Below are 12,039 nucleotides of genomic sequence, written 5' to 3' on the forward strand. Positions count from 1 at the left end.
GAGAGAATCGATCACATGTCCGACACCACTGCCCGCGGCCCGTACCGCGTGACCTTCGTCTGCACCGGCAACATCTGCCGCTCCCCCATGGCCGAGCACGTGTTGCGCAAGTACATCGAGGACGAGGGCCTTTACGCGATCGCCGACAGCTCCGGCACCGGCGGCTGGCACGCCGGGGACGCCGCCGACCGGCGCACGGTCCGCACCCTGCGGCGCCACGGCTTCACCTCCGACCACGCCGCCCGCAAGTTCCAGCGCGGCTGGTTCGACGACTACGACCTCGTCGTCGCCCTGGACGCCGGCCACCTCCGGGAACTGCGAGCCCTGGCCCGCGACGAACAGGACCGGGACAAGATCCGACTCTTGCGCTCTTTCGACCCCTCGGCCGGCCCGGACCTGGACGTGCCGGACCCCTACTACGACGACGACGAAGCCTTCGAGCACGTCATGGACCTGATCGAGCGTGCCGCACCGGGGATCCTGGACGAGATCCGGCGCGGGCTGAAGAACGCCGGCTGATCACCGGCTGATCACAGACCCCGGGCCACCGGATGCCGCGGCTCGTACAACCCGAGCCGCGTCCCGCTCGGCAGCGGAATCCACGCCCGCACCCCCCCCACCGAGCCTCGTCCCGCTCCCCCACCGAGTGCACGCCCCGAGCGGCCAGCACGGCCAGCGTCGCGTCCAGGTCGTCGCACATCAGGTAGAGCTCGCCAGCCGCCGGACCCTCGGCCGGGTGCACGCCGAGCTCGGCCGGCGGCAGCTGGAAGATGAGCCATCCGCCGCCGGCGTCCACGTGCGGGAATTCGAGCACGTCCCGCAGGAAGGCCCGGTCGGCCTCCGCGTCGGTGCTGTAGAGGATCGCGTGCGTACCTGTGATCATGCCTCGACGCTACACGACTGATTCCAAGAGGTAGCCGGGCGAAACGGCTGATCAGCGGCGCCTGGCCGCCCCGGCCGCCCACCCACAGCCAACCAGGCTGAGGGAGGTCGTCCGGGTCACCCATGCTTGCTGCTGAGCCGTTTCGCGGGTCTGCTCGTCAGCTGCGGTCCTGCTACCGGCCACCCCTTGGAATCAGCCGTGTAGTCCGCCGTTCGGCCTCCGGCATCCGTAGCCTGTTGATATGACGAGTGCCGCATCGCAAGAAGCGTTCCTCCACGCATTCCACGCCGAGCACCCGGCGGTGACCTCGGAGTGGCTCGGCCACGCCCACGATCCGGAGGGCCGGTCCAGCTACGAGCTCCTGCGCGACCGGGTGGCCGGCCGCGAGCGCGTCCTGGACCTCGGCTGCGGCGACGGCTTCCTGCTCGAACTCCTGGCCGAGGAGGGCGGCAGGCAACTCGCCGGGGTGGACCTGTCTCCGGAGACCCTGGCGCTCGCCCGCGAACGCCCGGCGCTGTCCGGCACCAGGCTCGAAGTGGCGCGGGCCCAGGCGCTCCCGTTCCCCGACAGCGGCTTCGACGCCTGCGTCTGCCACATGGCGCTGATGCTGATGGCCGACATCGACCAGGTCGCGGCCGAGGTGGCCCGGGTCCTGACGCCGGGTGGGGTCCTGGCGTTCGTGGTCGGCGACGGCGTGCTGCTCGGCGAGGCCTACGACCGGTTCCGCGCGCTGGCCGCCGAGGAGATCGAGCAGGTCCCCGAGGCCGAGCGGATGCCGCGGTTGGGCGACCGCAGGACCCGCAGCCGCGACGGGCTCGACGAGATCCTGAGCCCGGCCGGCTTCGCCCCCGTGGTGGTCGAGAAGGTGACCCTCGATCTGGGCGGCCCGTTCGACCAGGTGTGGGCCGGCATCTCCAGCCTCTACGATTTCGAGCCGCTCGACGAGGCCGCCATGGCGCGTCTCCGCGAAGTCTTCCGTGACGCCCTTCGCGACTCGATCACGCCTGAGGACCCTGAGGACACCGTCCCCTTCGGTTACAGGGTCCTCATCGCGACAGCGCAGCGGCTTTGACTCCGGCCGCCGCCAGCGCAGCCGCCACGCCGGTCTCCTTCTTCCCCAGCACCGGAGTCGGCTGGAACACAGCCTGGCCCCAGGCCTTGATCCCGGCCAGCACCTCGCGCGCCGAGTCGTGGACCAGCTCGTTCTCGCCGTCCACGGACTCGCCGGTGTCGGAGACTCCGTACCCGTCGATCCCCGCCGCGCGGCACAGCAGCAGCGCCCGCGGCATGTGGAAGTCCTGCGTCACCAGCGTGGCGTGATCGACCCCGAAGATCTTCTTGGCCCTGGCGCACGAGGCCCAGGTGTCGAAGCCCGCGAAGTCGCGCACGATGCGCGCCGTCGGCACGCCCCGGGCCACCAGGTAGTCGCGCATCACGGTGGGCTCGTCGTAGCCGGGGTGCGAGTTGTCGCCGGTCACCAGGATCACGGTCACCTTGCCGCGCTGGTACAGGTCCAGGGCCACGTTCAGGCGCCGCGCCAGGTACGGCGTCGGCTGGCCGTTGGGGGCGCCCGCGCCGAAGACGATCGCGACCGGCTCGTAGGGCACCGAGGCTGCGTTGCGCTGATAGGGGGACGCGTAGGCCCGCACGGCGGTCACCGGCGCGAACAGCAGCACCACGGCGAGCACCGCGGCCTGGTACAGCCGGCGCTGGCTCTTTCGGGTCCGGGGCATTCGCTGGGACAGCCACCGGCGCAGCGGAATTCGGGTCACGTGCAGTAGACGCGGGGCCGTGGACCGCGGTTCCGCCGGATCGGCGCCGCCCCGGTCCGGGAAAACCCGGGGGCCACCGCTCTCAGACCGCCTTTATCCGCCGCCGCCGGGCCAGTTCGTCCACGGCCTGCGACGCGTCGCCCTGGCCGCCGGGACCGCTGCCGGTGACGCCCGGGGAGCCCGCGCCGGACCCGCCGGGGCCGCCGGCGACGTCCTCGCCGGCCCCGGGGAACTGCTTCAGCGTCCCCTCGACCTCGCGGCACACCGCGTCCACGGCGATCCCGAACACCCCCTGGCCGCCCTGCACCAGGTCGAAGACCTCGTCCGGGGACGTGCACTCGTAGACGCTCGCGCCGTCGCTCATCAGGGTGACGCCGGCCAGGTCGGCCTCGCCGCGGGCGCGCAGGTAGCCGACCGCGATGCGGATGTTCTGCGGCGAGACCCCGGTGTCCAGCAGGCGCTTGACGATCTTCAGCGCGATGATGTCGCGGAAGCTGTACAGGCGCTGCGACCCGGAGCCCGTGGCGGACCGGATCGTCGGCTCGACCAAGCCGGTGCGGGCCCAGTAGTCCAGCTGGCGGTAGGTGATCCCGGCCGCGGCGCAGGCCGTCGGCCCGCGGTAGCCGGCCGGCGGGGCTTCCGGCCGCCGCGCGGGGGCGGCCGGCAGGTCGCCCGGTCCGACCGCGCGCGGGAACCCGCTCCCGCTCGCAGCGCCCGTCCCGGTCATGTGCTTGGCCTTCCGCTTGAAGAGCCCCAGTGAGGGAACCCACGCCGATCCGTGTTGTCGGGAAAGATCCCTCGCCCGGATTCCTTGACGTCGATCAGTCTCCGCAAACCCGATTCGTCGGTGCCGATCGGCGCCGCGGCCGTCGGCGGCCGGCGTAGGCCGTCCGGGCCACGGTCTCGGCTCACCCCTCCAGTTACGTCTGCCTCTAGCTGTCTTCGACCGTATGCGCGGCACGGGGCGCCGGTCAACGACATCGCCCGGGAGGCATCGGGCGTGTCTTCGTGAATCGGACTATCCGACCTTCGCGGTGAGCACAGGGAACCGGTTCCGCAGCCGCACGGCGATGCGCAAGGAACGGGACGACGGAGGGTCGGGCGCCGAGAAGCCTCGGACCGTCAGGCGCCGAAGTCCTCGGGCGAGACCTGGTCGAGGAACTCGCGGAAGCGCTCCACTTCCACCTCGTCCTCCTGCTCGTCCGGGATCAGGATGCTGCTCTCGGCGAGCACTTCCTCGGCCCCGTAGATGGTGGCACCGGTCCGCAGCGCCAGCGCGATGGCGTCCGAGGGGCGCGCGCTGACCTGCAGGCCGCCGTCGAAGACCAGCTCGGCGTAGAAGACCATGTCGCGCATCGCGGTGATGCGGACCTCCAGCAGCTGCCGGCCGAAGGCGGCCAGCACGTCCCGGAACAGGTCGTGGGTCAGCGGGCGCGGCGGCGTGACGCCCTGCTGGGCCAGCGCGATGGCCGAGGCCTCGTTGGCCCCGATCCAGATCGGCAGGTACCGCTCGCCGCTGACCTCGCGGAGCAGGACGATCGTCTGATTGGACGGCATCTCGACGCGGACGCCGACGACGTCGAGTTCGTTCACGGTGTCCACCCTATCGCGCTGCGGGCCCGCCGGGCATGCCGGGGTTGCTGGAAGATTCCCGGGATACCGGTGCGGACGCGGCCGGCGGGGGGTCGGCGGCGGCCGGCGAAGCCGGGGCCGCGGGTGCGGTGGGCTGGGGTTCTGGTTCCGGTACGGGGGCCGGCACCGAAGCGCTGCGGCTCGCGGCGGCGGCCTGCGGAAGGTGCGGAACGTGCGCGACCGGAGCGTTGGCCGCGGCCAGCTCCGCCCGCAGCAGCGCCGCGTAGAGCTTCACAGCCGCCGCTGAGGCTTCCGCGGTGCGCGAGGACGCCCGGGACGCCGCCGCCTGCCGTCCGGAGCCGGTGACGCCGTCGTGGCGCCGCGTCGGCAGCAGCGTGCCGAGCAGTCCGGCGGTATTGCGCGCGCCGAGCAACAACGGCCGCAGGTGCCGGGGGTCGAGCCCGTATTCGGTCAGCGCCGCGGCGGCCCGCACGATGAACACCGCGTCGCCGCCGTGGGCCTCGACATTCGGCAGCAGACCGTAGGCCGTCAGATCATCGAGGAAGGACTCGGACACACCCGCCGTCCTGGCCAGCGCCTCACGCCCCAGATGCAGCTCTCCCACATCCGCTCGGGTGACCCGGTAGAACTCGGGATCGGCGACCGTGGCCGCGCGCGTCCGGGGCAGCGGTGGCAGCGGCGGGGTCAGCGTGGCCGTCGGAGGAAGTGCCGCGTTGTCCTGATCGGCATTGTCTCGACCAGTGTTGTCTCGGCCGGCGCTGTCTTGACCGGCATTGTCCGGCCCGGCCGGGCCGGCCGGGCCCTGATCAGCCTGCGCCTCGGCGTCCGGATCCGGCGCGGAGGCCAGATCGGCCCCCGAGGTCAGCGCCGCCACTATGGCGTCGGCGTCCCCGAGCGTCACCCGCGGCCCGTCGGCCGCCAGGTGCTGCCGGATCACCTTCAGCGGCAGGTACTGGTCGCGCTGCGCGGCCAGTACCCAGCGCAGCTTCTCGACGTCGTCCTCGCTGAACCTGCGGTACCCGGCCGGGGTCCGGCCGGGGCTGATCAGGCCGCCGCTCTCCAGGTAGCGGATCTTGGACACGGTCAAGTCCGGGAAGTCGGCGGCCAGCCGGCCGATGACTTCGCCGATGGTGAGCGCCTCGCCGGACACGCCGCTCTCCTCACCTCTTCTGCCGGCCCCCCAGCTAGACCGTCTGCGAAAGCACGGCCGCCGAGCGGCCGCCGGGGTCGGCTCAGCCCGCGTGGAACACCAGGCGGTACTTGCCGACCTGCACCTCGTCGCCGTCCCGCAGGAGCGCCTCCTGGATCAGGTTGCGGTCCACGTAGGTGCCGTTCAGGCTCCCGACGTCGCGCACCAGGAACCCCTGCGCGCTGCGCACGAACTCGGCGTGCCGGCGGGAGACGGTGACGTCGTCCAGGAAGATGTCGCTGTCCGGGCTGCGCCCGACGGTGGTGACGTCGGCGTCCAGCAGGAACCGGCTGCCGGCGTTCGGGCCGCGCCGCACCACCAGCAGCGCCGAGCCGGCCGGGAGCGCGGCCAGCGCCTCGCGGTCCGCCGGGCCCAGGCCGATCCGCTCGGTCTCCTCCCCGCCGCCGCCGACCTCCGCTTCCGCGGCGGCCTCCACGCTGACCAGAGACATCGTCGAGGTCCGCTCCGCCGCCCCCTCGGGCACCAAGGGGTCACCCGGCAGCGGGGACTCGGCCAATGCGGTGCCGCAATGCGAGCAGAAGCGGCTCCCCGCTTGGTTGGCGTTCCCGCACCTGGTGCAGAACGGCATGTCGTGGGCCTCCCGGAGTATTCACTGTGGCGGTTGTGGCTGCCGCCTGCGTTGGTCGCAACTTATGGGGCGCCTCTTGTCGAGGTCAACCGGAACGCGCCGAGATGACGTGTCTTTCGTGCTCTGACATCCACGCCATCCACCCAGACTACGTCGTATCAGCCTTCGAATCAGCCGCGCCGGCGCGCTCGGCGACGCGGGGCGCGAACACGAAGGTCCGGAACCGGATCGGGCCGGTTCCGGACCATACCGGCGCGGGGCCGGGCACGGCTCACTCGGCGATGGTGGCCTCGTAGCCCTTGGCGTCCAGCAGCGCGTCCACCTCGGAGGCGTCGTCGGGCTGGACGTCGAAGATCCAGCCCTCGCCGTAGGGGTCGGAGTTCACCAGCTCGGGTGAGGAGTCCAGCTCGGCGTTGACGGCGGTGACCGTGCCGGTCAGCGGCGCGTACAGGTCGCTGACGCTCTTGGTGGACTCCAGCTCGCCGCACGGCTCACCGGCGGTGATCTTGGCGCCCACCTCGGGCAGCTGCACGAAGACGATGTCGCCCAACTGCTCCTGGGCGTAGTCGGTGATCCCGACGCGGACGCTGTCGGCGTCGCCGGAGCGGACCCACTCGTGCTCGGCGGTGTACTTCAGCTCTTCGGGGGTCATCGGCTTCCTTGCCGCCCTTTCCTCACACGGTGTCGACGGCGCGGCGGCCGCCACGGGCCGGTGGGCCCGCGCTCATATTCTGGACCATGCCGGACCCCGGGGCCCACCGGCCCCGTCACGCCTCATCCGGCCTTGGCGTAGTCCGGGTTCGGCACCGGCACCACGGCGTCGACGAGCACCTGCCCGGGCGTGATCGCGGCGTTGGCCCCGGGTGAGGACTTCACGGTCGCCACCACGCCCCCGGGGATCTGCATGGCGGGCCCGAGCGTGTTCGGGTCGCCGATCACCTTGTAGACGTAGGGCTGGGTCAGCTCGTGGCCGTCCAGCGCGATCCCGCCGTCGGCGGTGTCCACGAAGGACGAGGAGACGACCACCCGCACGCCGTCCACCTGCACCACCTCGGCCCCGGCGGCACGCAGTTCCTCCAACGCGTTGAGCAAGGTCGCGGACTTCAGCTGGTTCTGCGGATCGGTGATGGTCAGCGTGATGCCGGAGCCCTTGGCCTTGACCGTACCGGCCAGGATCTGCAGGTCCTTGGCCTTCTGCTGGGCCTGCGCCAGCGCCGCCTGCGCCTTGTCGGCACTGTCCTGGATCGCCGCGTTCTGCGTCTCCAGGTTGCGCAGCTCGGCGTCGAGGCTCTGCCCCCGCGAGGTCACCTCGTCGAGGATGTTGACCAGGTCGTCGCTGCGCGCGCCGCGCAGGATCTCGTCGGAGGTGTTGGTGGCGTGCACCTGGATCGCCAGGGCCGCGCCGAGCGCCCCCAACAGCACGCCGACCACGGCCTGGTTGCGCGACATGCGCGGCGGCCAGAACGCGGCGAGGAGCCGCCGGCGGCCGAGGGAGACGGAGACCGGCTTGGCGGGCGCCGCGGGCGCTGCCGGGCCGGAGGCGGCTGCTGCTGCGGCGCCCGGACGCGACTCGGGCGCCGGGCGGCGGTTGGGAGCGCGGTCCGGCGCGTGCTCGGACGGCGGACGCCGCCGGGGACCCGTATCGCCCGCGTGCGGGTATCCGGGCCCCCGGCGCGGGTCCTGACCCGGCCCCGGGCGCCGCGGCGGCTGGCCGCCGGGCATGGGACGACGGCGGAGCGGCTCGCCCTCGGGGGACGTGCGGCGGCGGATGGGGGGCTCGGGTTCGGCCGGCTGCTCCTTCGCCTGCTCTTCGGGACTTTTGCCCTCAGGGCCCTCGGGAAGCAGGTCCCGGAGATTCACCGTCTCGGCGAGCTCCGGGCGATCTTGCTCAGCCGCTGGCTCGGCCTCTGACTTGGCCTCAGACTCAGCCTCAGGCTCGGGTTCAGTGGCAGCCGACTCTTCCGGAAGCAGATCCCGGAGATTCACTGTCTCGGCAGGCGCCGGCTCAGGCTCGCGAGCATCCTCATCATCACTTGCGGCGGCCGAGTCCTCAAGACTCACCGTCTCATCAAGCGCCGACTCAGCTGGTTGTTCCGGCTGGTCAGGCTCGTCGTCGCTCTCGCCGATCGGCTTTTTCACCGTCTCGGAGGACATCGGCCCGGCATGCTTCTTCGGCCGCCGGGGCACGCTCTTGACCTCGGGCTCCTCAGACAGGCTCCGGAGGTCCATCGTCTCGGCGAGATCCGCGCCTGACTCAGCCTCGGCCTCGTCAGCCTCCGCCTCGCCCTCGCCCTCGTTCCGGTCTTGATCCCGGTCCTGGTCCCGGTCCTCGTCCTCGCCGACCGGCGGCACCTTGGGCGTGAACGGATCCCGTTCCCCCGCCCCGGCGCCGTCCGCCGACTCCTGCGGATCCGGCTCCGGCTCGTTCCCCGACCGCGATTGCACCCGGCGCTCCTTCTCAGGCGTGGAAGATGTGCCGGCGGATGGCCGCGGCGTTGGAGAAGATGCGGATGCCGAGCACGACCACCACGCCGGTGGTCAGCTGCGAGCCGACGCCCAGCTGGTCGCCGAGGTACACGATGAGCGCGGCCACCAGCACGTTGGAGACGAAGGAGACCACGAACACCTTGTCGTCGAAGATCCCGTCCAGCAGGGCGCGTACGCCGCCGAACACCGCGTCCAGCGCCGCCACCACCGCGATCGGCAGGTAGGGGGCCAGTCCCGCGGGCACCGTGGGGTGGAAGACCACCCCCGCGATCACGCCGATCACCAGTCCGATCGCCGCGATCACGACGCCCTCCAAGTCATCTCGGTAGTCTCGGTAGTCTCAGTCATCTCGGTCTCAGTCATCCCGGCCTTGACCAGGCCCTGGTCGTCCCGGCGCGGAGTGCGCCCGTAACCTGATACGGAAAACTGCTGGGGCCACCGTACCGAACCCCCGGGGACCCCCGGAGCACCGGCACTCGAAGCTCCGCTCGAAGCCCCCTTCGAAGCCCGCCTCACAGCGCCCCTCAAGGCGCGGGCACCGCGTCGGTCAGCGTCAGCTGCGTGGCCGCCGGCAGGCTCAGCTTGTTCTTGGTGGCCGTCGTGAAGCCGATCCCGTACTGCGACTTCAGCTCGAACAGGTACCGGCCGTCCGCCCCGTCCGCGAACTTCGCCGCCATCGACTTCGGGTCCCCGATCGCCTGCAGCGTGTACGGCGGCGACAGCGGCCGGAAGTCCACCATGATCGCCGACCCCGCGGTCCGGATCGCGGACAGCGCCGTGAGCCGCTGCCCGTTGATCGCCACCGCCTCCGCGCCGGCCGCCCACAGCCCGTTCGCGGCGTGCTGCAGGTCCAGGTCCAGCACCCGGCTCTGGTTGGTGCCGTTCTGCCGCGGGTCGGTGCTGGAGGGATTGTCGGCGCCGGCGGCGTCGTTGAGCACGACCTCCAGCCCCGGCCCGGTCACCGGCGAGGCCCCGGTCGCCACCGACATCGCGGTGAACGCCTTGCCCTGCTCCGGTCCCAGCGCCTCGGCCTGCGCGGCCTGGAGCTGCCCGCGCACCGTGGAGATCATGGACTCGTCGGCGGAGTTCTTCCGCTCGGCGTCCTGCACGCGCGAGATCAGCTGCTGCCGCTCGCGTTCGGCGGCCGGCGCCTGGCGGTGGGTCTGGATCGCGGCGATCACCAGCACCAGCGCGACGGCGGCCACCCCGAACAGCACGGTCGGCGACGGGCGCCTGGTCCAATGGCTGCCCCCGGCGTCCTCACCCTTCGCCTTGCGCCGCGCCGCGGTCTCGGCATACCCGGGGTCCAGCGTGTCGTTGAGCAGGCTGGTCAGCAGCGACATCGAGGCGTCGCGGCGCGCGCTGTTCCGGGCGTCGGGCGGCGTGGGCATGGAGGCCATCTTGACATGTCCCCCCAGCTTCCGCCGACGCGCGCCTCAGCGCCCGACGTCGCGGGTGAGCTGCCGGGCCTGCACGAAGTACATCCCGCCGGCCAACAGATACAGCGCGGTCCCCCAGCCGACGAACGCCCAGCCGAAGATGTTCGCGATGTCGGTCAGGTGGTTCGGCTTCTCGCTGATCTGCCCGAGCAGCAGCAGCGGGAAGGCGTAGAGCAGGTTGAACGTCGCGGCCTTGCCCAGGAAGTGCACCGGCAGCGCCACGCCGTAGCCGGCCTTGCGCAGCTTGGGCGAGATCAGCACCAGCATCGCCACGTCCCGCCCGACCAGCACGATCGGCAGCCACAGCGGGATGATCTGCCGCATCGTCAGCCCGACCAGGGTGGCCAGGATGTAGAGCCGGTCGGCCAGCGGGTCGATCATCGCGCCGAACTTGGTCATCTGGTTCCAGCGCCGGGCCAGCTTGCCGTCCAGCCAGTCGGAGAACCCGGACAGCGCCAGGATCACCAGGGCCCAGACGTCGTACTTCGGGCCGCCGTAGTACGGCGAGAGGACCAGGCCCAGGAACAGCGGGACGCCGGCCAGCCGGGCCAGGCTGATCAGGTTCGGGATGGTCAGGACGCGGTTGGAGACCGGGAGGCCGTCCTCGCTGAGCTCGACGCCGTCTTCGTCGTCGTAGCCGTCGTCGCCGTCGTCGTAGCCGTCGTAGCTGTCGTCGTAGGCGCCGTCGTCGTACCCGTCGCCCTCGGCGTAGTAACCGTCGTCCTGGTACGACCCGTCGTCGAACTCGCCGTCGTAGTCGTTGATGTTGACGGTGGCGTCGGGGTCGTGGTCAGGGGAACCGTAGCCGGCCTGGTACGCGTCATGCTCGTAGCCGTACCCGTCGTCGTAGTCGCCCGCCCTGCCTCGATTCACAAACAGCAACGATAGGCGATCAGGGGCTGGGCCTGGGACATCGGTACACGTCCGAAGGGGTTGTACCAAGAAACGGCAAAGTCTGGTTCAAGAAGTACGCCATGATCGTCAACTCAGCGTGTCCGCGCGGTAGCCTCAGTGATGCAGGACCGGCCGACCCACCGCACCAGCCCGCACGGTGTCGCCGAGTACGAAACCGCTCCACCCGCGCCCTGTCTCCCTCTCCCCCCAGGTGATCCGGCAGCGCGGGTGGAGCGTCCGTATCCGCCTGCGGACAACCGAACACACCCCCCTTTATCCGGACTCCGCACCCCCCGCAATGGAGTCCACCGGCGGCTCTGAGCGTACTGTGTGTGCACCTCAGAGCCCTGTTTCGCGCTGCGCCGCGCCCGAGTCACACCGGGTGACGGCGCCCTTGGGCTGCCCTGCGCGTATACCCTCAATCGGCTGTTCTCAACATCCGTAAATCTGCGTACACAGATCTACAGCGAAGACCTGCTGTCGTAGTGCCCATTCCGTGAATATGATGGGCTTGAACAAGTCCATTCCACTCGACACGCAACATGAGCGCTGTCACCACGTTGGCGGGAACGTGGCAGTGGGAGTGGCACCAACACGCAAGGGGGGAAGACCCGCTGTGTCAGAACACACATCTGCACACACCGCCGAGCACGAGGACGAGGACGACCAGGAACTGGTCCCCGCCACCGGCGGATCACTCGCCGGCCGCGGCCATCGCCCGGTCCGCTACCGGCCCTCCACGGGCTACCTGCCGTGGCTGCTCACGATGTGCGACCGTGAGCTCGCCCGGCACATGACACGCCTGCTCGCCGAACTCGACCTCACCGAGGCCCAGTACGGCGTCCTGCAGGCACTGGTCCACCTGCGCCGAGCCTCCTCGGCGACGCTGGCCCGCTCGGTCTCGGTGACTCCGCAGGCCATGGTCGGGCTGGTCGCCGCGCTGGAGCGCAAGGGCTACATCACCCGCGAGTTCGGCCGGGGGGCCGGCCGCGTCATCGACGCGGAGGTCACGGCACGCGGCAAGGAGGCCTACGAGGCCGCCAAGCGCCGGGTGCGGGCCCTGGACCGCTCGCTGCGCCGCTCCTACACCGACGAGGAGTTCGACCAGCTGGTCGGGCTGCTTGAGCGGCTGCCCGGGGTGCTCGGCCGGCTCGACGACCAGCGCGGCAGCCGCCGCCGCGTCGACGACTGAG

At 71.3% G+C, this 12,039-nt stretch carries 14 protein-coding genes and 1 pseudogene; 3 read left to right on the forward strand and 12 right to left on the reverse strand.

Annotation, left to right across the window (positions count from 1 at the left end; genetic code table 11):
* Positions 1-15: 15 nt before the first annotated feature.
* On the forward strand, positions 16-519 hold the full coding sequence (locus ABH935_RS32510; protein ID WP_370381776.1) for a low molecular weight protein-tyrosine-phosphatase: 504 nt from the start codon (positions 16-18) through the stop codon (positions 517-519).
* Here ABH935_RS32510 and ABH935_RS32515 read toward each other — a convergent pair.
* Positions 446-883 (reverse strand): VOC family protein, encoded by a 438-nt coding sequence (locus ABH935_RS32515; RefSeq protein WP_370381777.1) that lies wholly within the window; start codon positions 881-883, stop codon positions 446-448. The genes ABH935_RS32510 and ABH935_RS32515 overlap by 74 nt on opposite strands.
* Before the next feature lie 241 nt (positions 884-1,124).
* On the opposite strand from ABH935_RS32515, the gene ABH935_RS32520 reads away from it, so the two are divergent.
* Positions 1,125-1,955 carry a methyltransferase domain-containing protein gene (locus ABH935_RS32520; protein WP_370381778.1) on the forward strand — a complete coding sequence of 277 codons (831 nt, stop codon included), beginning with the start codon at positions 1,125-1,127 and terminating at the stop codon, positions 1,953-1,955.
* On the opposite strand, the gene ABH935_RS32525 is transcribed toward ABH935_RS32520, so the two are convergent.
* From ABH935_RS32525 to ABH935_RS32575, 11 genes and pseudogenes are all read right to left on the reverse strand, one after another.
* Positions 1,930-2,616 carry a vancomycin high temperature exclusion protein gene (locus tag ABH935_RS32525; protein WP_370381779.1) on the reverse strand — a complete coding sequence of 229 codons (687 nt, stop codon included), beginning with the start codon at positions 2,614-2,616 and terminating at the stop codon, positions 1,930-1,932. The genes ABH935_RS32520 and ABH935_RS32525 overlap by 26 nt on opposite strands.
* A gap of 121 nt (positions 2,617-2,737) precedes the next feature.
* The gene (locus tag ABH935_RS32530) at positions 2,738-3,382 is read right to left on the reverse strand and encodes a MerR family transcriptional regulator (RefSeq protein WP_370381780.1); all 645 of its coding nucleotides are present in this window, start codon (positions 3,380-3,382) and stop codon (positions 2,738-2,740) included.
* 395 nt (positions 3,383-3,777) lie between these two features.
* Complete coding sequence (locus ABH935_RS32535) at positions 3,778-4,248, reverse strand: bifunctional nuclease family protein (RefSeq protein WP_012787332.1); 471 nt, start codon at positions 4,246-4,248, stop codon at positions 3,778-3,780.
* A gap of 10 nt (positions 4,249-4,258) precedes the next feature.
* The gene (locus ABH935_RS32540; RefSeq protein ID WP_370381781.1) at positions 4,259-5,398 is read right to left on the reverse strand and encodes a MerR family transcriptional regulator; all 1,140 of its coding nucleotides are present in this window, start codon (positions 5,396-5,398) and stop codon (positions 4,259-4,261) included.
* 82 nt (positions 5,399-5,480) lie between these two features.
* Entirely contained in the window at positions 5,481-5,888 is a 408-nt protein-coding gene (locus ABH935_RS32545) for an FHA domain-containing protein (RefSeq protein WP_370381902.1), read from the reverse strand.
* A gap of 69 nt (positions 5,889-5,957) precedes the next feature.
* Positions 5,958-6,026, reverse strand: a pseudogene (locus ABH935_RS32550) (zinc-ribbon domain-containing protein); the annotation flags it as partial.
* A gap of 271 nt (positions 6,027-6,297) precedes the next feature.
* Positions 6,298-6,678 carry a glycine cleavage system protein GcvH gene (gcvH, locus tag ABH935_RS32555; RefSeq protein WP_370381782.1) on the reverse strand — a complete coding sequence of 127 codons (381 nt, stop codon included), beginning with the start codon at positions 6,676-6,678 and terminating at the stop codon, positions 6,298-6,300.
* Between the two features lie 122 nt (positions 6,679-6,800).
* Positions 6,801-8,471 carry a DUF881 domain-containing protein gene (locus ABH935_RS32560; protein WP_370381783.1) on the reverse strand — a complete coding sequence of 557 codons (1,671 nt, stop codon included), beginning with the start codon at positions 8,469-8,471 and terminating at the stop codon, positions 6,801-6,803.
* Between the two features lie 13 nt (positions 8,472-8,484).
* On the reverse strand, positions 8,485-8,817 hold the full coding sequence (locus tag ABH935_RS32565; RefSeq protein ID WP_194920582.1) for a small basic family protein: 333 nt from the start codon (positions 8,815-8,817) through the stop codon (positions 8,485-8,487).
* 220 nt (positions 8,818-9,037) lie between these two features.
* On the reverse strand, positions 9,038-9,904 hold the full coding sequence (locus ABH935_RS32570) for a DUF881 domain-containing protein (protein WP_370381784.1): 867 nt from the start codon (positions 9,902-9,904) through the stop codon (positions 9,038-9,040).
* A gap of 45 nt (positions 9,905-9,949) precedes the next feature.
* Positions 9,950-10,528, reverse strand: coding sequence for a CDP-alcohol phosphatidyltransferase family protein (locus tag ABH935_RS32575; RefSeq protein ID WP_370381903.1), 579 nt, complete (start codon positions 10,526-10,528; stop codon positions 9,950-9,952).
* A 934-nt stretch (positions 10,529-11,462) separates the two neighbouring features.
* Between ABH935_RS32575 and ABH935_RS32580 the strand changes: the two genes are divergently transcribed.
* Positions 11,463-12,038, forward strand: a complete 576-nt coding sequence (locus tag ABH935_RS32580; RefSeq protein WP_194920589.1) for a MarR family winged helix-turn-helix transcriptional regulator — start codon at positions 11,463-11,465, stop codon at positions 12,036-12,038.
* Position 12,039 lies beyond the last annotated feature (1 nt).

Source organism: Catenulispora sp. GAS73 (genome assembly GCF_041262085.1).
GTDB lineage: Bacteria > Actinomycetota > Actinomycetes > Streptomycetales > Catenulisporaceae > Catenulispora.

Bases quoted from the DNA above. Each gene is read 5' to 3' on its own strand.
- ABH935_RS32545 (WP_370381902.1), bottom strand. From the start codon at position 5,888: ATGTCTCTGGTCAGCGTGGAGGCCGCCGCGGAAGCGGAGGTCGGCGGC.
- ABH935_RS32510 (WP_370381776.1), top strand. From the start codon at position 16: ATGTCCGACACCACTGCCCGCGGCCCGTACCGCGTGACCTTCGTCTGC.
- ABH935_RS32530 (WP_370381780.1), bottom strand. From the start codon at position 3,382: ATGACCGGGACGGGCGCTGCGAGCGGGAGCGGGTTCCCGCGCGCGGTC.
- ABH935_RS32570 (WP_370381784.1), bottom strand. From the start codon at position 9,904: ATGCCCACGCCGCCCGACGCCCGGAACAGCGCGCGCCGCGACGCCTCG.
- ABH935_RS32520 (WP_370381778.1), top strand. From the start codon at position 1,125: ATGACGAGTGCCGCATCGCAAGAAGCGTTCCTCCACGCATTCCACGCC.
- gcvH (WP_370381782.1), bottom strand. From the start codon at position 6,678: ATGACCCCCGAAGAGCTGAAGTACACCGCCGAGCACGAGTGGGTCCGC.
- ABH935_RS32515 (WP_370381777.1), bottom strand. From the start codon at position 883: ATGATCACAGGTACGCACGCGATCCTCTACAGCACCGACGCGGAGGCC.
- ABH935_RS32525 (WP_370381779.1), bottom strand. From the start codon at position 2,616: ATGCCCCGGACCCGAAAGAGCCAGCGCCGGCTGTACCAGGCCGCGGTG.